Source organism: Kitasatospora sp. NPDC049285 (genome assembly GCF_040678815.1).
GTDB lineage: Bacteria > Actinomycetota > Actinomycetes > Streptomycetales > Streptomycetaceae > Kitasatospora.
Genome location: NZ_JBFAQR010000013.1, coordinates 36,936 through 61,593, shown reverse-complemented (window position 1 = coordinate 61,593; position 24,658 = coordinate 36,936). Strand labels below are relative to the sequence as shown.

Annotated in this window: 19 protein-coding genes; 7 read left to right on the top strand and 12 right to left on the bottom strand. The window is 73.9% G+C overall.

What is annotated here, in order from left to right; all coding sequences use genetic code 11:
• Positions 1-51: 51 nt before the first annotated feature.
• From AB0K51_RS11810 to AB0K51_RS11800, 3 genes are all read left to right on the top strand, one after another.
• Positions 52-807, top strand: a complete 756-nt coding sequence (locus AB0K51_RS11810) for a DUF2071 domain-containing protein (RefSeq protein ID WP_363453247.1) — start codon at positions 52-54, stop codon at positions 805-807.
• Between the two features lie 130 nt (positions 808-937).
• Positions 938-3,064, top strand: a complete 2,127-nt coding sequence (locus AB0K51_RS11805) for an RICIN domain-containing protein (RefSeq protein WP_363453245.1) — start codon at positions 938-940, stop codon at positions 3,062-3,064.
• 95 nt (positions 3,065-3,159) lie between these two features.
• Positions 3,160-3,744 carry a hypothetical protein gene (locus AB0K51_RS11800; RefSeq protein WP_363453243.1) on the top strand — a complete coding sequence of 195 codons (585 nt, stop codon included), beginning with the start codon at positions 3,160-3,162 and terminating at the stop codon, positions 3,742-3,744.
• Between the two features lie 10 nt (positions 3,745-3,754).
• On the opposite strand, the gene AB0K51_RS11795 is transcribed toward AB0K51_RS11800, so the two are convergent.
• From AB0K51_RS11795 to AB0K51_RS11785, 3 genes are all read right to left on the bottom strand, one after another.
• Positions 3,755-4,354: an NUDIX hydrolase gene (locus AB0K51_RS11795; RefSeq protein WP_363453241.1), complete on the bottom strand. Its 600-nt coding sequence runs from the start codon at positions 4,352-4,354 to the stop codon at positions 3,755-3,757.
• Positions 4,355-4,555: 201 nt separating this feature from the next.
• Positions 4,556-7,930 carry a hypothetical protein gene (locus AB0K51_RS11790; protein ID WP_363453239.1) on the bottom strand — a complete coding sequence of 1,125 codons (3,375 nt, stop codon included), beginning with the start codon at positions 7,928-7,930 and terminating at the stop codon, positions 4,556-4,558.
• Positions 7,931-8,073: 143 nt separating this feature from the next.
• A complete protein-coding gene (locus AB0K51_RS11785) occupies positions 8,074-9,609 on the bottom strand; it encodes a carbohydrate binding domain-containing protein (RefSeq protein WP_363453237.1) in 1,536 nt (511 codons plus the stop codon).
• 314 nt (positions 9,610-9,923) lie between these two features.
• On the opposite strand from AB0K51_RS11785, the gene AB0K51_RS11780 reads away from it, so the two are divergent.
• On the top strand, positions 9,924-10,877 hold the full coding sequence (locus AB0K51_RS11780; RefSeq protein ID WP_363453235.1) for an aldo/keto reductase: 954 nt from the start codon (positions 9,924-9,926) through the stop codon (positions 10,875-10,877).
• A 51-nt stretch (positions 10,878-10,928) separates the two neighbouring features.
• On the opposite strand, the gene AB0K51_RS11775 is transcribed toward AB0K51_RS11780, so the two are convergent.
• The gene (locus AB0K51_RS11775) at positions 10,929-11,561 is read right to left on the bottom strand and encodes an NAD(P)H-dependent oxidoreductase (protein ID WP_363453233.1); all 633 of its coding nucleotides are present in this window, start codon (positions 11,559-11,561) and stop codon (positions 10,929-10,931) included.
• Positions 11,562-11,714: 153 nt separating this feature from the next.
• Here AB0K51_RS11775 and AB0K51_RS11770 point away from each other — a divergent pair, with 153 nt between their 5' ends.
• Positions 11,715-12,332, top strand: a complete 618-nt coding sequence (locus tag AB0K51_RS11770) for a helix-turn-helix domain-containing protein (RefSeq protein WP_363453231.1) — start codon at positions 11,715-11,717, stop codon at positions 12,330-12,332.
• Between the two features lie 94 nt (positions 12,333-12,426).
• On the opposite strand, the gene AB0K51_RS11765 is transcribed toward AB0K51_RS11770, so the two are convergent.
• From AB0K51_RS11765 to AB0K51_RS11755, 3 genes are all read right to left on the bottom strand, one after another.
• A complete protein-coding gene (locus AB0K51_RS11765) occupies positions 12,427-13,020 on the bottom strand; it encodes a GNAT family N-acetyltransferase (protein ID WP_363453229.1) in 594 nt (197 codons plus the stop codon).
• 71 nt (positions 13,021-13,091) lie between these two features.
• Positions 13,092-13,769, bottom strand: a complete 678-nt coding sequence (locus tag AB0K51_RS11760; RefSeq protein WP_363453227.1) for a nitroreductase family protein — start codon at positions 13,767-13,769, stop codon at positions 13,092-13,094.
• A 75-nt stretch (positions 13,770-13,844) separates the two neighbouring features.
• On the bottom strand, positions 13,845-15,494 hold the full coding sequence (locus AB0K51_RS11755) for an ABC-F family ATP-binding cassette domain-containing protein (protein WP_363453225.1): 1,650 nt from the start codon (positions 15,492-15,494) through the stop codon (positions 13,845-13,847).
• A gap of 294 nt (positions 15,495-15,788) precedes the next feature.
• Here AB0K51_RS11755 and AB0K51_RS11750 point away from each other — a divergent pair, with 294 nt between their 5' ends.
• Positions 15,789-17,402 carry an ABC-F family ATP-binding cassette domain-containing protein gene (locus AB0K51_RS11750; protein ID WP_363453223.1) on the top strand — a complete coding sequence of 538 codons (1,614 nt, stop codon included), beginning with the start codon at positions 15,789-15,791 and terminating at the stop codon, positions 17,400-17,402.
• A 48-nt stretch (positions 17,403-17,450) separates the two neighbouring features.
• Here AB0K51_RS11750 and AB0K51_RS11745 read toward each other — a convergent pair whose 3' ends face one another.
• Together AB0K51_RS11745 and AB0K51_RS11740 are read right to left on the bottom strand one after the other, a co-directional pair.
• Positions 17,451-19,451: a carbohydrate binding domain-containing protein gene (locus AB0K51_RS11745; RefSeq protein ID WP_363453221.1), complete on the bottom strand. Its 2,001-nt coding sequence runs from the start codon at positions 19,449-19,451 to the stop codon at positions 17,451-17,453.
• A gap of 170 nt (positions 19,452-19,621) precedes the next feature.
• Positions 19,622-19,951 carry a hypothetical protein gene (locus AB0K51_RS11740; RefSeq protein WP_363453219.1) on the bottom strand — a complete coding sequence of 110 codons (330 nt, stop codon included), beginning with the start codon at positions 19,949-19,951 and terminating at the stop codon, positions 19,622-19,624.
• 150 nt (positions 19,952-20,101) lie between these two features.
• On the opposite strand from AB0K51_RS11740, the gene aroA reads away from it, so the two are divergent.
• Positions 20,102-21,325 carry a 3-phosphoshikimate 1-carboxyvinyltransferase gene (gene aroA, locus AB0K51_RS11735; protein ID WP_363453217.1) on the top strand — a complete coding sequence of 408 codons (1,224 nt, stop codon included), beginning with the start codon at positions 20,102-20,104 and terminating at the stop codon, positions 21,323-21,325.
• A 36-nt stretch (positions 21,326-21,361) separates the two neighbouring features.
• On the opposite strand, the gene AB0K51_RS11730 is transcribed toward aroA, so the two are convergent.
• The 3 genes from AB0K51_RS11730 to AB0K51_RS11720 all read right to left on the bottom strand — a co-directional run bounded on the left by AB0K51_RS11730 (position 21,362) and on the right by AB0K51_RS11720 (position 24,535).
• Positions 21,362-22,216, bottom strand: a complete 855-nt coding sequence (locus tag AB0K51_RS11730) for a carbohydrate ABC transporter permease (protein ID WP_363453215.1) — start codon at positions 22,214-22,216, stop codon at positions 21,362-21,364.
• Positions 22,213-23,172 (bottom strand): sugar ABC transporter permease, encoded by a 960-nt coding sequence (locus AB0K51_RS11725; protein ID WP_363453213.1) that lies wholly within the window; start codon positions 23,170-23,172, stop codon positions 22,213-22,215. Before AB0K51_RS11725 ends, AB0K51_RS11730 begins: the two co-directional genes overlap by 4 nt.
• Positions 23,173-23,236: 64 nt before the next feature.
• A complete protein-coding gene (locus AB0K51_RS11720; protein WP_363453349.1) occupies positions 23,237-24,535 on the bottom strand; it encodes an extracellular solute-binding protein in 1,299 nt (432 codons plus the stop codon).
• Positions 24,536-24,658 lie beyond the last annotated feature (123 nt).

The window sequence follows — 24,658 nt, the reverse complement described above, 5'->3', positions numbered from 1 at the left end:
GCCGACCGCGATCGGTCGGCCCGGGCCGGTCCGGCGTGGGACCCTGGCGGCATGGCCCTGGTCCCTGTTCCCGCGGAGCCGATCACGCCCGACCCGGTGCGCGCGGTGCCGGACACGCTGCTCACCCAGTCCTGGCTCGACCTGTCCTTCCTGCACTGGGCCGTCGACCCCGCGGACGTCGCGCCGCTGCTGCCGGCCGGGACCGTGCCCGACACCCACGACGGGCTCAGCTACGTCGGCCTGGTGGCGTTCCGGATGCACCGGGTGGGATGGCTGCGGCTGCCGGGCATCCCCTACCTCGGCACCTTCCCGGAGACCAACGTCCGGCTCTACTCGGTCGACCGGCACGGGCGGCGCGGCGTGGTGTTCCGCTCGCTGGAGGCCTCCAGGCTCCTGCCGGTCGCGGTGGCCCGCAGCGCCTTCCGGCTGCCCTACACGTGGGCCGGGATGGCGATCCGCCGCGAGGGCGCGACCATCAGCTACACCAGCCGCCGCCGCTGGCCCGGACCGCGCGGGGCGCGCAGTCGGATCACGGTCCGCGTCGGTGCGCGGATCGAGCGGCCGACCGGACTCGAACACTTCCTGACGGCCCGTTGGGGCCTGCACGTCGCCGCGTACGGGCGGACGCTGTACCTGCCCAACACCCATCCGCGCTGGCCGCTGCACCGGGCGGAACTCCTCGACTTCGAGGACGAGTTGGTGGCCGCGGCCGGGCTCCCGGCGCCGGACGGGCCGCCGGTGAGCGTGCTGTACTCGCCCGGCGTGCCGGTCCGCTTCGGCCGTCCGGCGGACGCTCCCGGGCGCTGAACACCCGCCCCGCGGCGGCGGATCCGAACAGTTTCAGAATTTCCGTGCGATTTCTGTTATCCCCTGTGGTTCCAGGGATCTCCCATGTGTCGGCACTCACCACATCCCTCGTCGGCCGACAAGGAGACCCATGTCGCGCAAGATCCCATCGCACCGCCGTCGCAGCCCCCGCGGACGACTGTTCACCGCGACCGCCCTCACCGCGGGACTGATCGCCGGCGCCCTCACCATCGGCACCGTGGTGGAGGGCGGCCGGGACCTGCACACCTCGGCGGACGCCGCGGTGGTGCAGGAGGTGGAGCCGACCTCGGCCACCGCCCCGCTGCACCACGACACGCCCGTCCCGGTCACCTCCGTCCCCAAGGACGACCCGGCACGCGGACTGGTCTACGGCGGCCTCGTCCCGGCTGCCAGCGGCGACCGCTGCGTCGGCGTCTTCAAGGCCGACAGCGAAGGGCAGTGCACCCACGGACCGGACGCCCCACCGCCCGGCGTGGACGTGCACAAGGACACCCCGCCGGCCGTCACCGGGGAGCAGAAGCCCGCCGACCTGGTGCCGACCGGCGGCGACGCGCCCGCCGCCGCGGACCTGCTGGCCGACGCGCCGCCCGTCCTCGACCTGCAGACCGGCCAGTCGCTGGCCGGGCCCACCGCGGGCACCGGAACCCCCGCCGCCGCGGCGCCGGCCGCGGCCGACGGCTCCAAGGTGGTCTGCGACGGCGACGGCACCACCGGCAACCGCGTGCAGGTGCTGTACGTGCACGCCCCGGGCAAGGACCGGTTCGGGCAGTACCTCGCCTCCTTCAAGAAGTGGGCGGCGGACACCGACGTCATCTACAACGCCAGCGCCCAGGAGACCGGCGGCGTCCGGCACATCCGGTTCGTCACCGAGGCCGACTGCTCGGCGGCGGTGCTGGACGTCGAGCTGCCCGCCGCGGCGATGCAGGAGTTCGGCGCCTCCAACAAGGCGCTCGCCGGGCAGGGCTTCAACCGCCAGGACCGCAAGTACATGATCTTCGCGGACGCGGACGTGTACTGCGGCATAGGCACCTTCGCGGGCGACGAGCGCCCGGGCCAGGACAACCAGTCGAACTTCGGCCCGTCCTACGGCCGCACCGACAGCGGCTGCTGGAGCGGCTCCACCGCCGCCCACGAGCTCGGCCACAACCTCGGCGCCGTCAACAACAGCGCCCCGCACACCAGCAAGGGCGGCCACTGCGTCGACGAGTGGGACATCATGTGCTACTCCGACTCGCCGTACTACCCGAAGATGCAGACCCTCTGCCCCAACCGGGCCGAGGACGAGCGCCTCGACTGCAACCACGACGACTACTTCAACACCGACCCGCAGCCGGGCAGCTACCTGGCCACGCACTGGAACATCGCCAACAACCGCTTCCTGTTCGCGAACGGCGGCACCAACCCGACGCCGACCCCGACTCCCACCCCGACCCCGACGCCGACCAAGTCGGCCTCGCCCAGCCCGAGCACGACCACCCCGAGCCCGACGCACTCCGCGACGGACGGCCCCACCAGCCCGGCGCCGAGCCCGACCGGCCCGACCACCGCGCCCAAGGTGACGGTCGGTCAGACCACCGCCGTCTCCGCGCTGCTCAGCTGGCCGGCGGTCGCCGGAGCCCGCGGCTACGACGTCCAGGTCAACGGCCGCTCGCTGGCCGTCGTCACCTCCACCGTCGTCCGCCTGGTCAACCTGAAGCCGGACACCGCGTACAAGGTCGCCGTCGCCGTCCAGGACGCCGGCGGCAAGGTCGGCAAGCCCGGCCCGGCCACCGCCTTCCGCAGCCTGAAGGCCGCCGGACCCGCCCCGACCACCCCCGGCACCCGCTACCTGGTCATCAACAACCTCACCGGACAGGCCGCCGACATGTGGGGCGGCTCCACCCGCGACGGCGCCGTGCTGATCGGCTACCAGCGGACCGGCTACGCCAACCAGCAGTGGCTGTTCGACGACGCGGGCGACGGCTACGTCCGGATCCGCTCGGTCAAGTCCGACAAGTGCCTCCAACTCGGCGGCGCCGCGGTCGCCGGCCAGTACGTGGCGCAGCAGCCGTGCTCGGCCGCCGACGCCCAGAAGTGGCGGATCGGCGCCGCGGACCACTGCTACGCGCTGACCGCCAAGGACTCCACCCTCGTCCTCGGCACCAGCAAGCGCTGGTACTACGGCGGCTGGCTGCTGGAGCTGCAGCAGCCCAACGGGCAGGCGTACCAGAACTGGAGCGTCCAGGCCGCGTCCTGACGGCCCGGCACCACCGGCGGGGCGGGAGCGCGCGCTCCCGTCCCGCCCCGTCCGCTCTCCGCGATGACCTCACGAACGATCAGGAGCTCCCCGACGTGCGCCTGCGCAGCCTCGCCACCGCCCTCACCACCACCGCCCTCGCGGGCCTCACCGTGCTCGGCGCGGGACAGCCGGCCGGCGCCCACGGCGACACCATCGCCTTCGCCGTCACCAGCCTGGTCGACGGCCACCTCACGGTGACCGCCACCTGGCAGAACGACCACGACCCGGTCGACGAGAAGGTCGCCGGCGCCGTGAACGCCACCAGCGCGGACGGGCGCGCCCTCGGCCCCTGGCCGCTGGTGGCCGTCGCCGGACCGCCCGGGATCTACACCACCGCCCGCCAACTGCCGCCCGGACACTGGAAGGTGGTCGTCGAGTCCGGGTTCCCCACGCTCGGCCGCGGCGAGGCGGAACTCGACGTCACCGCGCTGCCCGCCGACCCGCCGAGCAGCCCGGCGGCCGCCACCGCCACGCCCACGCAGGGGCCGAGCGCCTCCACCGCCCCCACGGTGCGGGCGGCCGACCCGGCCCCGGCGAAGGCCGGGACGCCGACCTGGGTGGTGGCCGTCGCCGCCGCGGTCGCCGCCACGCTGGTGGTCGGCGCCCTCCTGCTCGCCCGCCGCCGCCCGACCCGCTGAGCGACTCGCCTCAGGTGGCGGAGTGCGACTCCACCGCCAGGGCGACGAGTTCGGCCCACCAGGGTTCGCGATGGTGGGTGAGGAGGTGCTGGGCCTCGGCGGGGGTCACGGGGCGGACCTCGACGACCTGCTCGCCGTCGGCGGGGTTGGTGGGGGCCGAGTCGAGGACGACCTCGGCCCAGCCCCAGAGCCAGGCCTTGACCGGGTGGGGCTGCCAGGGGCGGTAGGGGACGGGCCCGTCGGCGACGGCGCGGTGGGCGCCGATCCAGGTGGGCGGGCCGGCCAGGCTCGCGCCCGCCTCCTCGCGCAACTCCCGCTCCAGGCAGGACTCCACGCTCTCCTCGGCCTCCCGGGTACCGCCCGGGAGGAACCAGTGGCCGCGGGTGTCCCGGCACAGCACCACCCGGCCCTCGACGAAGCCCACCAGGTGGATGTTGGTGATCAGCTCGTCGGCCGGCAGCTGCACCGAGAACTGGGCGTCGATGCCGCCCCACTCCCATCGCTGCGGTGCGTGCAGCGCGGGGAACCTGGCTGCCAGGTCGGCGGTCTCGGCCGCGGTCCGGTGTGTGGTCAGGGGCTGTGCCGTCTCTCGCTGAGTCATCTCCGTCATTGATCGATCGTAGTCCTGACCGGCCGCCACCGGGCCCGGCCGGTCACTCCGGCTGACGGAACGTCACCCGGATGTGTCATCACGTCAATCAGCCGCGCCGATCCGTCACCCGCCCGTGGTCTCCCGCTCACCCGGCCGGCGGTGACGCCGCCTCGGGAACGGTGACGCCACCGCCGTCGGCGGCGTCACCGGGACGCGCGGTCACTCCCGGACGGTGAGCACCTCGTACGCCGCCGCCCGCACCTCCGGCTCCGGGTGGACCCGCAGCACGCCGAGCAGCTCCCGCCAGCCGCCGGACCAGTCGTGGCGCGGCCCCAGCCGGGCGGCCGCCGACACCGCCAGCAGTCCGGGCACCAGCGCGCCGCGCTCGGCGAGCGCCCGCACCGGGGCGATCGCCGCCGCGGGCGGCAGCTCACCGCCCGCGATGGCCATGCCGAGCCGCTCCGCCATCCGCCCGGCCAGCACCGGCCGACCGTCCAGCGCGGCGGCCAACCGGTCCAGGTCCGCGGCGAAGTCCGGCCCCGCCGGGTCCGTCACCCGTACCAGCAGGGTGGTGCGGACCGCCAACAGCTCCTGGTGGCCCGCCAGTTGGTCGGCGAGCGCGAGCAGCGCCGACCGGTGCGAGGGGTCGCGCTCGATCCCCGCCAGCGACTCGATCCGCTGCCGGGCCGGCAGGTCCCGCAGCGCGGAGGGCCCGGGTTCCGCCTGCCCGTCGGCGGTCAGCAGCATCGCCACCGCCCGCCCGAACAGGCTGCCGGGCGCCGCCCCGCCGACGGGGTGGGCCTGGCCGGAGACCGCCAGCCGGCGCAGCGCCTCCGCCGCCTGCCGCCAACGGCCGCGGTCGTCCAGGTCGGCGACCAGCTCCGGCAGCGGATCGGCCGCCGCGGGCACGTACCCGGCCCAGGTCGGCAGGATCGCGATGGCCGCCCGGGCCGCCGCCTGGTCCGGGTCGGCGGACGGCCGGGTCGCGACCGCCGCCACCAGGGCGGCGTAGCGCGCGTGGTGCCGGGACTCCAGCCGGAACGGCGTCACCCCGAGCACCGCCCGCCGCACCTGCGGCTCCGGGGCGTCGGCGGCCTCGGCGAGCAGGGCCCAGACCGGCTCGGCGTCCAGCAGGCCGGAGGTCCAGGCGGCCGCGGCGGCCCGCACGTCCGGGTGCTGGCCGGGTGCGTGGAAGGCCGCGGCGAGCAGCTCGGCGGCCTGCGCGGGCGGCAGGAACCGGGCGGCCAGCCGCACCGCCTCCTTGCGCGAGGTGACCTTGACGCCCTCGGTGCGGGTCGCCAACTCGTGGAGAACGGCCACGAGTCGGTCCGGCGGGGCGAACCGGGCGGCCCGCCCGGCGGCGTGGACCGCGACCCGGGCCCGGTCGTCGCCGGCGTGCGCCAGCAGCTCCGGCAGTGCGGCGGCCGGGTCGTCCGTCCACGGCAGCGCGCCGAGCGCCGCCTCGGCGAGCAGGGTGTCGCCGTCGTCGAGGTGGCGTCGCACCAGGCGCCGCCCGTGGTGCGGCAGCAGCGCCGCCCGGCCGATCGCCGAGGCCCGCTCGGTGCCGCTGCGCTCCGGGTCGGCGGCGATCGCGGCGAGGAAGCCGGCCAGCCGCTCCACCTGCCGGGGCAGCCAGCGGTCCGCGTCGTACGCCTCCGGCAGCGGACGCAGCTCGCCGCGGCGCAGGAACCGCCCGTACGGCGGGGCGTCGGCCAGCAGCAGGTCCAGCAGGTCGGTGCGGACCCGGCCCAGGTGGCGTCGGACCCGCCACAGCACCACCGCGGAGGGTTCGATCTCGATCGCGGTCAGGATCCGCTCACCGCGGCCGCGGCGCGGCTCCAGCCAGAGGTCCAGCGCGGTGGTGAACTCCTCGTCCCGCCCGGTGCGCAGCACGCCCAGCAGCCGCTCGCCGAGTTCGGGCAGCAGTTCGGCGCGCCGCCCGAGCGCCCGGACCAGCGCGAACAGCAGGGCGTGCCGCCCGTGCCGGTCCTCCCGGTCCAGCCACGGCCGCAGCGCGTCCAGCACCTGCTTCTGCTGGCCGCGCCGGAGCTTGCCCTCCAGTGAGCCGAGGGCCAACGCGCCGGTGCGGGCGGTCAGTTGCTCCACCGTCTCGAGCGCCCAGCCGAGCAGCGCGGGCCGCTCGCCGGTGGGGTGCGCACGCAGCACGGCGAGCGCCAGCGTGCCGAGCGCGCTCCGGCTCGCCGCGGAGAGGTCCCGGGCGGCCAGCGCCTCGGTGGCCAACTGGCGGAGCGGTTCGGAGTGTTCGTCGGTGAGGCGGTACGCCGGGAAGCCGGTGGCGAGTGCGGTCAGGGCGGCCTGACGGACCGGGTCCCGCTCGTTGCGGACCCGGCGCAGTTCGGCGAGCAGGCCGGAGGTGGCCGCCGGGTCGGCGTCGGCGGCCGCGACGGCCACCAGGTGCCGCCAGGCGGCGGCGCGCTCGTCCGCGTCCGGCCGGCGGGTGGCGGCCAGCAGTTCCGGACGTGCGTCGGCGGGCGGCAGCAGGGCCGTCAGGTGGCGCAGCTCCCGCTCCTCGCGCCCCTGTGCGAGCGCCTCCTCGCGCAGCCGGCGGACCTCCGCCCAGCGCCGCTCGCGCGGCAGCAGCTTCAGCACCTGGTCCGTCAACTGTGCTTCGGTGAGCGGCAGTTCGCCGCGCGCCAGGTCCAGGAAGGCGGACCGGCGGGACGGCGGGAGTGCGCGCAGCAGGGCGGCCAGCCGGTGCGGCTCGGCCAGCCAGCGGCGGCCCAGCGCGGGCAGCGCCGCCGGTTCGGCGCGGGCGAGCAGGCGCAGCGCGGCGCGGGAGGGCAGCGGCGACCAGTGCCGCGGGGCGCGGTCCGGGTGGGCCAGCCAGGCGGTGGCGCGCTCCACGTCGAGCCGGGCCAGGTGGCCGAAGCTCGCGGCGAGCCGGCTGGAGAAGTAGCGCGGGCCGAAGCGCTCCAGCAGCTCCAGCACCCGGGCGGGCCGGAGCGGCAGGGCCTCCAGGACGCTGTCGTCGTGCTGCTGCCACCACCCGCTGCGGTCCTCCGTCGGCCAGCCGGCGAGCTCGCGCTCGGCGTGGTCCAGCACCAGGTCGGGATGCCAGGTGGCCAGCCGGTACCAGGAGTTGACGGCGTGTGCGAGGCCCGGAAGCTCGGCGGCGATCACCGCGGGGGAGCAGGCCGGCAGCAGCGCCGCGGCCTCCGCCGCGCCCCAGTGCTCCCGCACCTGCGGCAGCAGGCGCTCGGCGAGCGCCGTCCGCCGGCCGAGCACCACCGCGTTCCGCAGACCGGCGCGGACCTCCATCGACCCGTCCCGGTACGCGGCCACCACCGCCTCGTCCGGCACCGGCAGGTCCCGCACCGCGCGGATCGCCCGCCCGCGCACCTCCCGGTCCGGATGCGTGAGCCACCCCGCCAGCCGGTCGGTCCGGGCCGCGACCACCGCCGCGAACACGGCCAGCCGCAGCTCGAACCAGCCCCGTCCGGCCAGCTCCTCGATCAGCGCGTCGACCTCGGCGGGCGACGCCTCCCGCACCGCCCGGGCCAGCAGCGTGTTCCGCTCGCGGTAGGGGAGCGGGTCCAGGGCGGCGAGGAGGCGATCGGCGTCGAGTCGAGACATGCGGGTCATTCTGGCGGACGACCGGCGGCGGTGGCCTGCGAGTTTCCACCGCCGACGGGAACGCCCCAGGGGAACGCCCCGCCGGGAGCGGGTCGCGGCGGGGCGTCTCCTGGCGGGGCGTCAACTCGCGGAGTTCAGCCCGCTCAGCCCTTGTACTGGGCGAAGATCTTGGAGAACTCGTACGGCGACTGCGTCACGTTGGTGCACTTGTAGAGCGGGCCGCCGGTGCACGCCGCGGCGTCGCGGGTCATCTCCCAGAAGGCCAGTTCGCCGAGGTGGTGCTGCTGGGCGAAGGTGACGAGCTGCTGGGCGTCGGCCTGGTTGTAGATGCCGTGGTCGTCGTTCTCGCCGAGCATCGGGGTGATGCCGGTCATCGCCCACAGCTGGGCGTCGGTCTTGGCGGGGTAGAGCGTCGCCAGCTGGTCGTGGGTGCTCTGGCCGGCCTGGACGGCGTCGGTGCCGTAGTCGGTGGTGGGCCGGTTGTAGTCCATCGCCATCACGTTGACCACGTCCACGGTGACGCCGGCGTCGCGGGCCGAGCGGACCACGCTGACGCCGTCCGCGGTGAGGCCCTCGGGGAGCACCGGCAGGGTCAGCGAGACCTTGAGGCCGGGGTGGGCCTGCTGGAGCTTGGCGAGCGCGGCGGAGCGGCGGGTGTTGGCGGCGGAGTCGACCACCGCGGTGCCCTCGATGTCGAAGTCGACGTACTTCAGGTCGTAGGCCTTGACCACGGCGTCGTACTCGGCGAAGAGCGAGTCCACGGTGGAGCAGGCCTGGGCGAGTTCGGTGCCGGAGGCGCCGCCGAAGGAGACCTTGACGTCGCCGCCCGCGGCGCGCAGCGCGTCGATCTGGTCCTTGGCCCAACCGGTGCGCGGGTCGTAGGCGTTGAACCAGGTGGCCTTGCAGCCGTTGGAGGTGACGAAGGCCAGCGTGAAGGACTTCAGGTTGCCCGCGGCGGCCATGTCCTTGAGCACGGGGGTGGGCCAGGAGCCCATGTCCACGTACGGTGCGACCGGCAGCGCCACGCCCGGCGGCGGGGTGGTGGTGGCGGACTGGCTCGGGCTGGCGCTCGGGGACGCCGACCGGGAGGGCGAGGCCGAGGCGCTGGGGGAGGTGGACTGCGACGGCGAGGCCGAGGGGGAGGAGCCGGCCGGGCCGGAGAGCACCACGTCGTCCACCTGGTAGGCGCCCTGGCCGTACCAGCCGTGGGTGTAGACGGTGACGCTGGTGGTGGCCGCGCCGGTGGTGAAGGAGGCCGAGAGCTGCTGCCAGCCGCCGTTGCCGGGCGTCCAGGTGGCCGGGTCGGTGACGCCGCTGCCGGTCGCGCCGAGGTAGACGTAGTGGCCCTGCACCCAGGCGGAGAGGCTGTAGGTGGTGTTGGGCTGCACGGCGACGGTCTGCGAGCACTGGGCGGTGTCGCTGCTGCTCGCCGCCGCGTTCAGCGCGTAACTGCCGCCGTGCACCGGCGAGGTGACGACCGTTCCGGTGCCGTTGGCGCAGCTCCACGCCCCGAGCGAGCCGGACTCGAAGCCGGGGTTGGCCAGCACGTTGACGGCGGCGGCGTCCGCGCCGGAGGCCAGGGTGGCGAGCGCGCCGGCCGCGACGACGGTGGCGCAGGCGAGCGGGAGCAGCTTGCCGCGCCGGGAGGCGGCGTGGCTGCGGTGGAGCGCGCGGGGCATGGGGGTGCCTTTCGGGACGTAGCCCGGCCTGACCGCGTGGAGGTCCGTGGGGGAGCGCGGTCGCCGGACCGGTGGGGGTCGGTCCTGAACGCCCGTCCGGGGGACGGGCCTTGAGCACGGTGCAGGGCGGGCGGCTGAGGCCGTCCGGTGCAACTCAAAATGGACTAGACCAACTGCGCGCGTCAAGCACCCGGCCGGCACTTGACCCGTCCTTAAGGCTCCCTTCGCCTGATCATCCGGGGTTGACTTCGAGTGCACTCCAACCGGCAGGGTGGCTCCCGCAGACGCGATCAGCGAGACGAGGGGAAGTCGGGATGCAGCAGCGGACGGTGGGTCAGGGCGGTTCGGCGGTCGGCGCGGTGGGCCTGGGCTGCATGGGGATGTCCTGGGCCTACGACCCGACCGGGTGGGACGAGCGGACCTCGGTGGAGGTGATCCGCACGGCGGTGGACTCCGGGGTCACCCTGATCGACACCGCCGACTACTACGGTCCCTACGTCAACGAGGAGTTGGTGGGCCGGGCGCTGGCCGACGGCTGGCGGGAGCGGGCGTTCCTGGCCACCAAGGTCGGGCTGACCGTCGGCCCGAACGGCGAGCGGATGGTCCGCGACGGGCGGCCGGAGCACATCCGCCGCTCCATCGACGAGTCCCTGCGGCGGCTCGGCACCGACCACGTCGACCTCTACCAGCTGCACCGGGTCGACCCGGCCGTCCCGCTGGAGGAGAGCTGGGGCGTCCTCGCCGAGGCGGTCGCCGCCGGAAAGGCCCGGGCGATCGGGCTCTCCGAGGTGACGGTCGAGGAGATCCGGCGGGCCCAGGCCGTCCACCCGGTGGCCTCGGTGCAGTCCGAGCTCTCGCTGTGGAGCCGCGGCGCCCTGGCCGAGGTCCTCCCCTACACCGAGCGGCAGGGCATCGCCTTCCTGCCGTTCTCCCCGCTCGGCCGCGGCCTGCTCACCGGCCGCTTCACCACCCCCGCCGACCTGCCGCCCGGCGACCTGCGGGCCCAGCTGGAGCGCTTCCAGCCCGACGCCCTCCAGGCCAACCAGCCGCTGGTCGACCGCGTGCAGGCCGTCGCGGACCGGCACGGCGCCACCTCGGCCCAGATCGCCCTCGCCTGGGTCCTCGCCCAGGGCGAGTACGTCATCCCGATCCCCGGCACCAAGACCCCGCGCTACCTCGCGCAGAACGCCGGCGCGGCCGGGCTGACCCTGACCGCCGATGACCTGGCCGCCCTCGACGCCCTCCCGCAGGCGGTCGGCAGCCGGTGACACCCGCCCGCGGGAGCTCGGCGCGGTGGACGCCGGGTCGCCGCGGGGGCGTCAGCCGCGGACCAGGCTACGGCCGGCCTTGCGCGCGGCGTCCAGCGCCTCGGTGTGGAACTGCTCGGCGAGCGGCTTGAGTTCGGCCATCGCCGGGTTGGCCGCGGCCATCGTGAGCTCGCGCTTGACCACGGTCAGCTCGCCGCCCCAGATGTCGCCGAGGACGCGCTCCAGGTACGGGGTGGAGTGGTCCCAGCCCTCGCGCGGGGTGCCGGGGCCGTAGCCGCCGCCGATGGTGGTGACCAGCAGGGTCGGGGTGTCCTTCAGCAGCTGGGCGGTCGGGCCGGCGGCCGCGATGACCAGGTCGACCCAGGTCTTGAAGTGCTGCGAGACGCCGTAGTTGTAGAGCGGCACGGCGATGATGACGGCGTCCGCGGCGCGCACCTCCTCGGCGAGGGCGGCGGCGGTGGCCAGCGCGGCCCGCTGCTCGGGGCTGCGCTGCTCCTCGGGGGTGAAGCTGCCGAGGGTGGCGTGGGTCCAGGCGTCGCCGGGCAGCGGGTCGGTGCCGAGGTGGCGGCTGGTGACGGTGCCCTCCGGGTGGGCGGCGGCCCACTCGGCCTGGGCGGCGTCGGCGATCTCGGCGCTGGAGGAGGCGGCGGGCAGGATGCTGGCGTCCAGGCGGAACAGGTTCATGACAGGTTCTCCAGGAGCATGGTCGGTCGCCCCGGCGGGTCCGGGGCGTGGCGGGTCGGCGGCACGGCGAAGTGGCGGTGCCCGTGGGATCGGGCCCGGCATCACCTAAACGGACTGTACCCCGGTTATCTTCCCGGGCGGTAGGTTGGTCCCATGGACAGACCGCTGGTGCCCTTCGGCGAACCCCCCGCCGAGCGGGCGGACGCCGCCCGCAACCGCGTGCTGCTGCTGGCGGCGGCGCGCGAGATGATCGACGAGCTGGGCGTGGAGAAGGTCACCATGGACGGCCTCGCCGAGCGGGCGGGCCTCGGCAAGGGCACGGTCTTCCGTCGCTTCGGCACCCGGGCGGGCATCTTCCGGGCGCTGCTCGACCACGACGAGCACGCCCTGCAGGCCCGGGTGCTCAGCGGCCCGCCGCCGCTCGGCCCCGGCGCCGACCCGGTCGACCGGCTGATCGCCTACGGCCGGGCCCGGATCGACTTCCTGGTGGGGCGTCACCAGCTGGCCCGGGCCACCCTGGACCGCAAGGCGCCCATCCCGGCGGCCGGCAGCCCGATGTTCTCCCGGCCGCACATCAGGATGCTGCTGACCCAGGCCCGCCTGGGCGTCCCCGAGGTGGACAGCCTCTCGCTCCAGCTCACCAGCGCGCTCGAGGGCCCGCTGCTGCTCTACCTGTCCGCCGACCCGGCCGAGGACGCGGACCGCACCGCGGCCGGCCGGGCGCTGGCCGACAGCTGGCAGTCCCTGATCGAACGGATCGCCCGCCGCTGACGGCCCGTCACCCCCTTCCGGCCCCCCTCCGAACGCGAAAGCACCGCGGGAGGCGCCTGCCCTCCCGCGGTGCTGACGTGTGCCCGGCGGCCGCTCAGCCCTGGTGGACCCAGATCATCTTCCGGCCGGTCTCCGCCGGGGCGGTGGGCTCCTCGTCGGCGATCCGGTCCAGGGCGTACCCGAGCTTGCGCGGGACGGCGGCGCTGGCGGCGTTGGCCTCGTCGCAGTGGATCTCGACCCGCTCGATGCCCGGCAGGCCGAGGGCGGCGCCGGTGAGCGCGCGGGCGGCGGCGGTGGCCAGGCCGCGCCCGGTGTGCTCGCGGTCGACCCAGTAGCCGATCTCCAGCGCGCCGGGGCCGATCCGGCCGTGCAGGCCCAGCGCGCCGATCACCTTGGCGGGGTCGTCGTCCAGCCCGAGGACGTACATGAAGTCGGTGCCCTGCTCCCAGATCTGCTCGCCGCGCACCGACATCTCCAGGCTGCCGGAGAGGGTGGGCGTCTGCTGGGCCCAGGGCATCCACGGGCGCAGGTGGTCGAGGTTGGCCGTCACCGCCGCGTTGAGTCCGGGGGCGTCACCGACCCGGCGGCGGCGCAGGTGGACGCCCCCGTCGAGGGCGAGGTGCTCCGGCGGGCGGCCCGTGGTGATCGGCTGCGGAGCGTTGTCAGATGCGTCGGTGGAGTAATACATGGAGCGGAGTATGAACCATGTGATACCGCCCCGACCAGGGGATATCTGGTTCCGGACGCCTCCCGGGCCGGTCAGAGCCGCACCAGGACCTCCTCCAGCGGTTTGCGCTCCAGGTCCGGGACGCGGGCGCCCTCGGCGGGGTAGCCGACCGGGATGACGTAGGCGGCGCGCTCCTCCGGCGGGCGGTCGCAGACCTCGTTGAGGAAGCGCATCGGGCTGGGGGTGTGGGTGAGGGTGGCCAGGCCCGCCTGGTGCAGGGCGGCGAGCAGCAGGCCGACCGCGATCCCCACGGACTCCTTCGTGTAGTAGGGCCTGGGCGAGTCGGGGCCCTTGTGCACCTCGAAGACCACGATCACCGCGGGCGCGTCCTCCAGGAACGGCTTGCGCCAGTCGGTGCCGATCGGGGCGAGGGCGGCCAGCCATTCCGCGGACGCCCGGTGCCCGTAGAACTCCCGCTCCTCGGCCTCGGCGGCCTCCCGCAGCCGCCGCTTGCGCTCCGGGTCGGTCACCACGACGAACCGCCAGGGCTGGACGTGCGCCCCGCTGGGCGCGGTCGCCGCGGTGCGCACCGCCCACTCCAGCACGCCCTCGGGCAGCGGACGGGTGTCGTAGTCGCGGACGGTGCGGCGCCGGGCCATCACCTCGTGGAAGGCCCGGCAGCGGTCGGCCGCCTCCTGGGCGGGGACGGCCATCGGGTGGAGCGGCACCGTCGGGTAGGTCGGCGCCTCGCTGGATGCACTGTCAACCATGCGCGACAGCACAGCACATGAGGGATCGTCAGTGGAAGGCGCCGTGCAGTCGAAGGCGCAACCTGGCAAGAACTGTCAGGCTTCGCGGACCTTGCCGTCCGCCACCACCAGCCGGCGGTTGACCGCGACGGTGTCCAGCATCCGCCGGTCGTGGGTGACCAGCAGCAGGGTGCCGGTGTACGAGGCGAGCGCCGCCTCCAACTGCTCGATCGCGGGCAGGTCGAGGTGGTTGGTGGGCTCGTCCAGCACCAGCAGGTTCACCCCGCGGGCCTGCAGCAGGGCGAGCGCCGCCCGGGTCCGCTCACCGGGGGAGAGGGTGGCCGCCGGGCGCAGCACGTGCACCGACTTGAGGCCGAACTTGGCCAGCAGGGTACGGATGTCCTCCGGGTTGGCGTCGGGCACCGCGGCGGAGAAGGCGTCCAGCAGCGGCTGCGTGCCGTCGCCGCCGTCGAAGAGGTGGCCGCGGGCCTGCTCGACCTCGCCGATCTGCACCCCGGAGCCGAGCGCGGCGCTGCCGGAGTCCAGCTCCAGCCGGCCGAGCAGGGCGGCCAGCAGGGTGGACTTGCCCGCGCCGTTGGCGCCGGTGATGGCGACCCGGTCCGCCCAGTCGATCTGCAGGTCGACCGGGCCGAAGGCGAAGTCGCCGCGCCGGGCGGCGGCCTGCCGGAGCGTGGCGACCACCGAGCCGGAGCGCGGCGCGGCGGCGATCTCCATCCGCAGCTCCCACTCCTTGCGCGGCTCCTCGACCACGTCCAGGCGCTCGATCATCCGCTGGGTCTGCCGGGCCTTGGCGGCCTGCTTCTCGGTGGACTCGGCGCGCTGGGCGCGGGCCTTCTTGTCGTTGTCGCCGCCCTTGCGACGGGCGTTGCGCACGCCGTGCTCCAGCCAGTTGCGCTGCATCTGGGCGCGCGCCTCCAGCCCGGCCCTGGTGTCGGCGTACTCCTCGTACTCCTCGCGGGCGTGCCGCCGGGAGATGGCGCGCTCCTCCAGGTAGGCGTCGTAGCCGCCGCCGTAGAGGTTCACCTGCTGCTGGTGCAGGTCGAGTTCGAGCACCCGGGTGACCGTGCGGGCGAGGAACTCGCGGTCGTGGCTGATCAGCACGGTGCCCGCCCGCAGACCCTTGACGAAGGACTCCAGGCGCTCCAGGCCGTCCAGGTCGAGGTCGTTGGTGGGCTCGTCGAGCAGGAACACGTCGTAGCGGGAGAGCAGCAGCGAGGCCAGGCCCGCGCGGGCGGCCTGGCCGCCGGAGAGCGCGGTCATCGGCAGGTCGAGGGAGACCTTCAGGCCGAGCGTGCCGGCGACCTCCTCGGCGCGTTCCTCCAGGTCGGCGCCGCCCAGCTCCAGCCAGCGGTCCAGGCTCACCGCGTACGCGTCGTCGGCGCCCGGGCGGCCCTCCACCAGGCCCTCGGTGGCCTCGTCCAGCGCGGCCTGCGCCGCGGCCACACCGGTGCGGCGGGCCAGGAAGTCGCGCACCGACTCGCCCGCGCGGCGCTCCGGCTCCTGCGGGAGGTGGCCGACGTTGGCGGTCGGCGGGCTGAGCCGCAGGCTCCCCGCCTCGGGGGTGTCCAGCCCGGCGAGCAGCCGCAGCAGGGTGGACTTGCCCGCGCCGTTCACCCCCACCAGCCCGATCACGTCGCCCGGGGCGACGACCAGGTCGAGCCCGGCGAACAGCGTGCGCTCACCGTGGCCGGCGGCGAGGTCCTTGACGACGAGAGTGGCAGTCATGATGCCCCGATCCTAAACGGGACTCCTCCCGGGACTTAATTCCGTTGCGGCGGCTCCCGGCGGCTGCGTAGCCTCGGAGGCGTCACATCCCCGCCTGTCTGGAGAAAGCCGTTGCTCGTCTGAGGTCATGAGACACCGCGCCACGCCACACCCGTGTCATCTCCGGGTGCCCATCGGCGTGCGGGCGCGAGTGCGACCTCGGCAGGGCAGCAGGCCGTTCGACTGCGCACCCGTGTCCCCGGTGTCTCTCCGTGTTGCTCCCCTTTCCACGGCAACCACGCAGGAGGCTCCTCCATGGCGCAACCGACCACCTCCATCCTCTGCACCGACCTCGGCTTCGAGTGGCCCGACGGCCGCAGCGTGCTGAGCGGCTTCCACCTCGCGGTCGGCCCCGGCCGCACCGGGCTGATCGGGCTGAACGGCGCGGGCAAGTCCACGCTGCTGCGGCTGATCGCCGGGCGGCTCACCCCGGTCTCCGGCACCGTCCGGGTGGCGGGCGAACTCGCCTACCTGCCACAGGACCTGACGGTCGCTTCGGACCAGCGGGTGGACGAGACGCTCGGCATCCGGGGCAAGCGCGAGGCCCTGCACGCCATCGAGTCGGGAGACGTCGACGAGCGGCACTTCACCGCGCTCGACGACGACTGGGACGTCGAGGAGCGCGCCCGCGCCACCCTCGACCGGCTCGGCCTGACCGAACTCGAACTCGACCGCACCACCGGGCAGCTCTCCGGCGGCCAGGCCGTCCTGCTGCACCTCGCCGCGCTGCTGCTGCGCCGCCCGGACGTCCTGCTGCTCGACGAGCCGACCAACAACCTGGACACCCAGGCCCGCGCCCGGCTGTACGACGCGGTGGCCGCCTTCCCCGGCGTGCTGCTGCTGGTGAGCCACGACCGCGAGCTGCTCGACCTGGTGGATCAGATCGCCGACCTGCGGGACGGCGAAGTCACCTGGTACGGCGGCAACTTCACCGCCTACCAGGAGGCGCTGGAGCAGGAGCAGGAGACCGCCGAGCGGCTGGTGCGCAACGCCGAGGCCGACGTGAAGCGGCAGAAGCGGGACTTGGTCGAGGCGAGCCAGCGGCTGGCCAAGTCCGCCGCCTACGGCAAGGCGCGCGCGGTCCGGCGCAACGACCCCAAGGCGCTGGCCGACAAGATGCAGGCCAAGGGCGAGGAGACCGCCGGCCGGCTGCGCGGCATGCACACCGAGCGGCTCAACGAGGCCAAGGAGCGGCTCGCCGCCGCCGAGGAGGCGGTGCGGGACGACGCGGAGATCCGCATCGACCTGCCGCGCACCGCCGTCCCCGCCGGGCGCACCGTGCTGACGCTGGACCACGTCCGGCTGGCGTACGGCGGCGAGGTCGACCTGGAGCTGCGCGGGCCGGAGCGGATCGCCCTGGTCGGCCGCAACGGCTCCGGCAAGACCACGCTGCTGCGCACCATCGCGGGGGAGCTCTCCCCGGCCGGCGGCGGCGAGGTGACCGTCCCGGTGCCGATGCGCCACCTGCCGCAGCGGCTCGACCTGCTGGACGACGACGCCACGGTGTTCGAGAACGTCCGGGGGTTCGCCCCGGGCGCGGGCGACAACGCGATCCGGGCCCGGCTGGCCCGGTTCCTGTTCCGCGGAGCCCGCGCCGACCAGCCGGCCGGGACGCTCTCCGGCGGCGAGCGCTTCCGCGCCACGCTGGCCGCCCTGCTGCTGGCCGACCCGCCGCCGCAGCTGCTGCTGCTCGACGAGCCGACCAACAACCTGGACCTGGCCAGCGTCCGCCAGCTCACCCAGGCCCTCGCGGGCTACCGGGGCGCGCTGATCGTCGCCAGCCACGACCTGCCGTTCCTGCGGGAGATCGGGATCACCCGCTGGCTGGAGTGGGACGGGGGTGAGCTCCACCCGGTGGACCCGCGCTGACGCGTTCCCGGGCCGGTCGCCGCCCCCGGAGCAGTGGTTGACGGCGCGTCAGATCCTGCTGACGGTCACGTCGTCGCAGTAGCCGTAACCGCTGCCGCTGCGCGCGTAGCAGTAGATGCGCGCGGTGGTGGCGGTCGGCCCGGTGGTGAAGACCGTCGAGCCCTGGCTGTAGGCGGTGGCGGTGAAGGCCGCCCGGGTGCTGGACCCGGCGGTGTCGTACTGCTTCACGCCCAGCGACAGTTCGCTGCCCGTCGCCGACACCTTGCCCCAGCCGGCGAGGCGGTAGCTGGTGTTCGGCTGCACGCTGATCACCTGCTCGGCGGCGGCCTGCGCCGGGCCGACCCGCACCGCGTAGCCGCCGCTGTGCGCGTTGGCGGTGTCCAGCACCGCGCCGCCGTAGTACGTCCAGGGGGCGAGGGCGCCGGATTCGAAGCCGCCGTTGCGCACCGGGTCGGCGGCGGTGCAGGCCGCGTCGTCGAAGGCGGCGGCCTGCGCGAAACCGGTGTCCGGTCGGCAGACCTGCGGCACGGCGGCGCCGAAGTAGTCGTGCCCGCCGTTGGCCGGCACGCTCGCGCCCGCGCCGCGGGCCGGGGACGCGGCGCCGAGCCGGTAGTCCGCCGGGTCGGTACCGCCCGGATTGACGAGCTGCGGGTCGGCGGTCAGCTTGCCCGGGTCGGTCGGCTCGTTGGCCGGGTGGCCGCCGTAGAACGCGTTGGAGTCCCAGCCGAAGTCGCCCGGCTTGTAGGCGTTGCCGCCGAAGCCGGTGTAGCCGCCGCTGCCCAGGTTGTAGAAGAGGTTCCCGCTCATCGCGGTGGTCGAGGTGCCGGAGCCCTGCTGGATGATCGCGGTGGTCGAACCGCTCGGCAGGTACGCCGTGTTGTTGTACATCCGGGCGTTCTTCTCGCCGACCGCGAACAGCCAGCGGCTCTGGTCGGCCCGGCTCAGGTTGTAGCGGACCACCGTCCCGGTCGAGGACGACCCGGCCCCGCAGGCCCCGCAGAACAGCATGAAGCCGCCCTGGTTGTCGTGGCTGTAGTTGTACTGGAAGAGCGCCCCGGTGTTGCCGTAGTCCGAGTCGAAGGCCATGCCGTCGTTGTTGTCGGAGAGCCGGCGGACGTGGTGCACCTCGTTGTACTGGACGGTGGTGTAGTCCGAGTTGATGGTCCAGATGCCCGCGTTGGAGCCCATCGGACGCATCGCGATGTCGTACGCGGTGTTGTGCTCGACCAGGGCGTGGTCGGCCGCGCGGACGACGATGCCGTCGCCGCCGGTGTCGCTGATCGTGTTGCCGCGGAAGACCAGGCGGGTGCTGGCGCGCCAGTTGCTGGTGGTGCCGCAGCCGTCGCCGGTGCCGTAGCTCGGGCGGCACATCCAGGTCGAACGGTTCGTCAGGCCCTCGCGGTCGACGTGCGCGACGGTCGAGTTCTGCACCGTCACGTCGTCGAAGTTGGTGGGCGTGGTGGTGCCGGAGACCCGGAACTGGATGCCGTTGGACCACTTGGTGGCGTCGCCGTTGACGTCGTGCACGTAGACGTCGTCGACCAGGTAGTGGGTGCCGACGCCGTCGGGGAGGTCGGCGATCTCCACCAGCAGGCCGTTGCGTTCGCGCTTGGTGGCGGCGGTGTCGGTGTAGGTGATCTCCAGGTCGCGGATCTCCCACTGCTCGACGTCGGACAGGTGGACGGCGGCGTTCTCGGCGGACGCCGGGTCGCCGGCCACCACGGGCCGCGCGCCGCCGGTGCCGTAGCCCGCCAGCGTGATCGGGGCGCCGGGGGTGCCGGAGCCCTGCGGCTTCAGGGTGCCGGTGCAGGTCGCGCCGCGCTTGAGCAGCAGCTGGTCACCGGGCTGGAACAGGTGCGCGTTCGCGGTGGCGAGGCCGTTCCACGGCGAGGCCTGGGTGCCGACGCCGTTCGAGGCGGCCGAGCAGTCCAGGTACCAGGCGGTTGCGGTGGCCGCGCTCGCCGCGGTCGCGGGGAGGGCGGGGGAGACGAGGGTGGCGGCGGCCAGCGCCAGGGGCACGGCACGCCGGAGGGTGGCGGGCAGGAGCATCGTGGGGACTCCCGAGAATGGAAGGGTGGGATGGGCGCCCGCCCCGCACCGTAGGTTGGCCGTCTGATCGAGTCAATATATTCAGACCTTTCGATCGATAGGCGATCGAATGATGCGAATTGATCGGACGTCAGCTACTCATCCCGCCGTACCCGCATGCCTTCGCCGGGTCAGTGGTACCAGGACTCCTCGGTCGGCCGTGCCCGGTGGGGCATCGGCCGCTGCGGCATCGGCAGCCGCTCGCCCGCCGCGACCAGGGTGCACTCCGGGTCGCCGCGCATCGCCGCGGGCAGCGCCGCCTCGACGGACACCGGCTGCGGCGGGTCGGTGGGCAGCGTGGTGTGCAGGACGGACACCTGCTCGTGGTGCCCCGCCACCTGCTCCCGGCCCACCTCGTGGCCGTCCACCAGCAGCTCGACCGCCCGGGCCGTCCCCAGGTACACCCCCACGGTGACCGAACACCCGGCGTACTCGCGGTGGAAGTAGTAGTCGCGGCTCATGACCTGCTCCCGGACGGGACGAGACGAGGGGTGTGCTGCTCCCATCCTGGCACCGCCCGCCCTGTCCAACCCGTAAGACGCTCCGGCGCGGGCCCGCGCGGGCCGGGCAGGATCGGGGCGCCCTGTTCCCGTCGCGCCTGGAGCGTCCCCGTGACTCCCGTCGAGATCCCCGGTTCGAAGTCGGTCACCGCGCGTGCGCTGTTCCTGGCCGCCGCCGCCGACGGGGTGACCACGCTGGTGCGGCCGCTGCGCTCGGACGACACCGAGGGCTTCGCGGAGGGACTGCTGGCCCTCGGCTACCAGGTGGAGCGCGGCGAGCGGGAGTGGCGGATCACCGGCCGCCCGCAGGGCCCGGCCGTCGACGGGGCGAGCGTGTACTGCCGGGACGGGGCGACCACCGCGCGGTTCCTGCCGACGCTGGCCGCCGCCGGGCACGGCACCTTCCACTTCGACGCCTCCGAGCAGATGCGCCGCCGCCCGCTCGGCCCGCTGACCGGGGCGCTCAAGGCCCTCGGCGTGGAGTTGGAGCACCACGGCAGCGACGGCCACCACCCGCTGAGCATCCGCGCGAACGGCGTCGAGGGCGGCGAGGTGACGCTGGACGCGGGCCTGTCCTCGCAGTACCTGACGGCGCTGCTGCTGCTCGGCCCGCTGACCCGCACCGGCCTGCGGATCACCGTCACCGACCTGGTCTCCGCGCCGTACATCGAGATCACCCTGGCGATGATGCGCAGCTTCGGCGTGCAGGTGGTCCGGGAGGGCTCGGTCTTCACCGTCCCGCCGGGCGGCTACACGGCGGTCCGCTACCCCGTCGAGCCGGACGCCTCCACCGCCTCGTACTTCTTCGCCGCCGCCGCGCTGACGGGCCGTGAGGTGACCGTTCCGGGTCTGGGGCGGGACGCCCTGCAGGGGGACCTGCGGTTCGTGGAGGTGCTGGAGCGGCTCGGCGCGAAGGTGGAGGTCGGGGCGGACTCCACCACGGTCACCGGCGGGACGCTGACCGGCGGGACCGTCAACATGCGGGACATCTCCGACACCATGCCGACGCTGGCGGCGATCGCGCCGTTCGCCTCCGGGCCGATCCGGATCGAGGACGTCTACAACACCCGGGTCAAGGAGTGCGACCGGCTGGACGCCTGCGCGGAGAACCTGCGCCGGCTCGGCGTCGACGTGGCGACCGGGCGGGACTGGATCGAGATCCGCCCGGGAACGCCGAAGGCGGCGGAGATCGCCACCCACGGCGACCACCGCATCGTGATGTCCTTCGCGGTCGCCGGACTGCGCACGCCCGGGATCACCTTCGACGACCCCGGGTGCGTGCGCAAGACCTTTCCCGACTTCCACGAGGCGTTCGCCGCCTGGGCGCGGGGCTGACCGGCCGACGGTCCGTCAGCCTGCCGGCCCGGCCCGTCAGTCCTTCACCGCGCCGCCGAGGCCGGACACCATGTGACGCTGCACCAGCACGAAGAAGACCAGCACCGGCACGGTCATCAGGGTGGAGGCCGCCATGATGCCGCCCCAGTCGTTCTCGTCCGGCTTGAAGAAGACCAGCAGCGCGGCCGGCAGGGTCTGGTGGTCGGTGTCCAGGATCAGCGTCTTGGCGAAGACGAAGTCGTTCCAGGCGGTGATGAAGGAGAACACGCTGGTCGCCGCGAGGCCGGGGGCGACCAGCGGGAACAGGATCCGCCACAGGATGGTGAACCGGCTCGCGCCGTCGATCCGGGCGGCCTCCTCCAGCGACTCCGGCACGGCGGCGACGAAGCCGCGCAGCATCCACACCGCGAAGGGCAGCGAGAACGCCAGGTTCACCAGCATCAGCGAGCCCAGGGAGGACAGGCCGAAGCCCGGGGCGACCGTGCCGAGGTCGCGGACCAGGAAGAACAGCGGAATGGTCAGCGCCTCGACCGGCACCATCTGGGCCACCAGGAACATGATCAGGACGGTGGTCCGGAACCGGAACCTGAACCGGGACAGCGCCACCGCCGCCAGGAACGCCACCGCCGCGGAGAGCACCACCACGACCACCGCCACCAGCAGGCTGTTGGCGAAGTAGCGGGCGAACCCGGAGACCCCCAGCGCGTTGCGGAAGTTCTCCAGGGTCGGCGCGAAGGTCCACGGCCGCGGGTGCGCGGAGGTGATCTCGCCCTTCGGCTTCAGCGCCGAGAGCACCATCCAGTACAGCGGGAAGACGGTGAGCAGGGCGATCACCACCGCGGCGGTGTCGGCGCCGTGCCGCAGCACCCGGTTGTCACGCTTGCCGATCACAGTTCCTCCCCGGAACGCCGCAGGGTGCGGATGTACAGGGCGGTGACGGCGAGCAGGATCAGCGTCATCAGCACGCCGATCGCCGCGCCCAGGCTGTAGTTCTCCGCCACGAAGGCCTTCTGGTAGGCGTACACGTTGAGCACCAGGTTCTGGCCGGCGATGCCGCCGCCCCCGGTCATCACGTAGATCTGGGTGAAGACCTTGAAGTCCCAGATCACCGACTGGATCACCACGATGACCAGCAGCGGCCGCAGCATCGGCAGCATGATCCTGCGGAACACGGTGACGGTGCCCGCGCCGTCGAGGCGGGCGGCCTCCAGGACCGAGTCCGGGATGGCCTGGATGCCCGCGTACAGGGTGATCATCACGAACGGGAAGCTGTGCCAGACCACCACGACCGCGACCATCGCGAACGCCGACCACTTGTCGTACATCCAGTTGTGGCCCTGGGTGCCGAGCGCCTCGTTGACCAGGCCGGTGTTGGTGTCCAGCAGGAACATCCACACCGTGGAGCCGGTCATGGCGGGCGCCGCCCAGGCGCCGAGCGCGCCGAACATCAGCATCAGCCGGGGCCACTTCCCGACCCGGGTGAGCAGCACCGCGCAGACCGCGCCGACCACCAGGGTGGCGACCACGCAGAACGCGGCGAAGCCCAGGGTCTGGCCGAGCACCGACCAGAACTGCCGGTCGCCCAGCACCTCGGTGTAGTTCCGCAGCCCGACGAACTCGGCGGGCACCCCGCCGGAGGCCTGCGGCTGACCGAACTTCAGCACCGAGAGCAGGCCCAGCTGGTACAGCGGATAGCCGAACAGCGGGATCAGCACCAGCGCGGCCGGCAGCAGCAGCCACAGCGGGGCGGGGATCCGGGCGAGCCGCCCGGCGGCGCGGCGGCCCTTCACCGGGCGGACCGGGGCGTCACCCTGGTCCGCCCGGGTGGAGACGGTCGTGGCAGACATCGACAACTTCCCGTCGCTTCTTCTCGGTTGACGGATGATCGGGTGGTGGTGGGGCGACTGACGGCTACTTGGCGCTGAAGGCGGAATTCATCGCGGTCGCCGCCTCCTTGCTCGCGCCGGCCACGTCGGCCTTGCCGGTGATCACCTTCTGCAGCAGGGTCGGCACCACGGCCTGGGCGTCGATCCTGGCCCAGGCGGCGTCCTTCGGGACGAACTTGGTGCCCGCCGCGATGGTGTCCGTGAACGGCTTCAGCCACGGCTGCTTCTGCACCACCTCGGCGCGGGCCGAGGAGAGCGTCGGCAGGTTGCCCATCGCGTCGAAGAGCGCCAGCTGGTTCTTCTTGTCCGCCAGCACCTTGATGAAGTCGACCGCCAGGCTGCGGTGCTGGGTGGACTTCATGACGCCCAGGTCGTTGCCGCCGGAGAACGCCGGGGCGATCGACCCGGCCGCGGTGCCCGGCAGCGGCACGATCGCGTACTTGCCCTTCGCGGCGCCCGCCTCCACCGCGCTGCGCGAGGAGTTCGGCAGGATCGCCATGCCGGCCTTGCCGGCGGCGAACGACTCCACCGTCTTGCCGCCGGTCAGGTCCGCGCACTGCTGGGCCGGACAGATCGCGTCCGAGAACAGGTCGGTGTACGCCTTCACGCCCGCCTGCGACTTCTCCGAGTCGATCGACGCGGTGTACGCCCCGCCCTTCGCGGTGGCCAGGTCGCCGCCCGCCGCCCAGACGAACGGCAGCGCGCCGAAGGTGTACTTGCCGCCGACCGCGATGCCCTGCAGGTCGCCGTGGGCGGCCCGGACCTTCTCCGCCGCGGACTTCAGCTCGGCGTAGCTGGTGGGCGCCTGCAGGCCCAACTCGCCGAACAGGTCGGTGCGGTAGTACAGCGCACGGACGCCCAGCCACCACGGCAGGCCGTAGGTCCTGCCGTCCACCACCGCGGTGTCCTTCAGGTCCTGCGGCAGGTCCTTGCCCTCGGCCCAGTTCGCCAGGTCGGCGGTGATGTCGGCCAGGCCGCCGGAGGCGGTGTAGCCGAACAGGTCGGTGTTGCCGAACTCCACCACGTCCGGGGCGGAGGCCGGGTCGTTGAACGCGCCCTTCATCTTCTCGGCGCGCGGGCCCGCGTCGGTCGGGATGTAGCTGACCTGCACGTCCACGCCCGAGTGCTGCGCCTTGAAGTCGGCGATCGCCTGTGCCACCACCTGCTCCTTGGGGGCGCGGTTCGCCTCGTCGTACAGCCACACCTTCACGGTGCCGGTCTGCTTGTCCTCCGACGAGGTGCTCTTCGCGGTACCCGGGGCGCAGGCGGTCGCCACGGTGCCCGCCAGCACGGCCAGGGCGGCTCCACGGGCCAGCTTCTTCATGCTCAACTCACATCTCCTCGCCACAGGCGGGACGCACCTGCACGTCACAAAACGGGACATGCAGTGGGGGATCGGTGTGAGCGGGACGTTAGAAAGCCGCCGGGCACGGCGACAAGAGCCAAT

Excerpts from the sequence above, each read along its gene's own strand:
- AB0K51_RS11770 (WP_363453231.1), top strand. The coding sequence starts at position 11,715 with ATGGACAGACCGCTGGTGCCCTTCGGCGAACCCCCCGCCGAGCGGGCG.
- AB0K51_RS11755 (WP_363453225.1), bottom strand. The coding sequence starts at position 15,494 with ATGACTGCCACTCTCGTCGTCAAGGACCTCGCCGCCGGCCACGGTGAG.
- AB0K51_RS11810 (WP_363453247.1), top strand. The coding sequence starts at position 52 with ATGGCCCTGGTCCCTGTTCCCGCGGAGCCGATCACGCCCGACCCGGTG.
- AB0K51_RS11795 (WP_363453241.1), bottom strand. The coding sequence starts at position 4,354 with ATGACGGAGATGACTCAGCGAGAGACGGCACAGCCCCTGACCACACAC.
- AB0K51_RS11805 (WP_363453245.1), top strand. The coding sequence starts at position 938 with ATGTCGCGCAAGATCCCATCGCACCGCCGTCGCAGCCCCCGCGGACGA.
- AB0K51_RS11740 (WP_363453219.1), bottom strand. The coding sequence starts at position 19,951 with ATGAGCCGCGACTACTACTTCCACCGCGAGTACGCCGGGTGTTCGGTC.
- AB0K51_RS11780 (WP_363453235.1), top strand. The coding sequence starts at position 9,924 with ATGCAGCAGCGGACGGTGGGTCAGGGCGGTTCGGCGGTCGGCGCGGTG.
- AB0K51_RS11750 (WP_363453223.1), top strand. The coding sequence starts at position 15,789 with ATGGCGCAACCGACCACCTCCATCCTCTGCACCGACCTCGGCTTCGAG.
- AB0K51_RS11775 (WP_363453233.1), bottom strand. The coding sequence starts at position 11,561 with ATGAACCTGTTCCGCCTGGACGCCAGCATCCTGCCCGCCGCCTCCTCC.
- AB0K51_RS11725 (WP_363453213.1), bottom strand. The coding sequence starts at position 23,172 with ATGTCTGCCACGACCGTCTCCACCCGGGCGGACCAGGGTGACGCCCCG.
- AB0K51_RS11720 (WP_363453349.1), bottom strand. The coding sequence starts at position 24,535 with ATGAAGAAGCTGGCCCGTGGAGCCGCCCTGGCCGTGCTGGCGGGCACC.
- AB0K51_RS11760 (WP_363453227.1), bottom strand. The coding sequence starts at position 13,769 with ATGGTTGACAGTGCATCCAGCGAGGCGCCGACCTACCCGACGGTGCCG.
- AB0K51_RS11745 (WP_363453221.1), bottom strand. The coding sequence starts at position 19,451 with ATGCTCCTGCCCGCCACCCTCCGGCGTGCCGTGCCCCTGGCGCTGGCC.
- AB0K51_RS11790 (WP_363453239.1), bottom strand. The coding sequence starts at position 7,930 with ATGTCTCGACTCGACGCCGATCGCCTCCTCGCCGCCCTGGACCCGCTC.
- AB0K51_RS11785 (WP_363453237.1), bottom strand. The coding sequence starts at position 9,609 with ATGCCCCGCGCGCTCCACCGCAGCCACGCCGCCTCCCGGCGCGGCAAG.
- AB0K51_RS11765 (WP_363453229.1), bottom strand. The coding sequence starts at position 13,020 with ATGTATTACTCCACCGACGCATCTGACAACGCTCCGCAGCCGATCACC.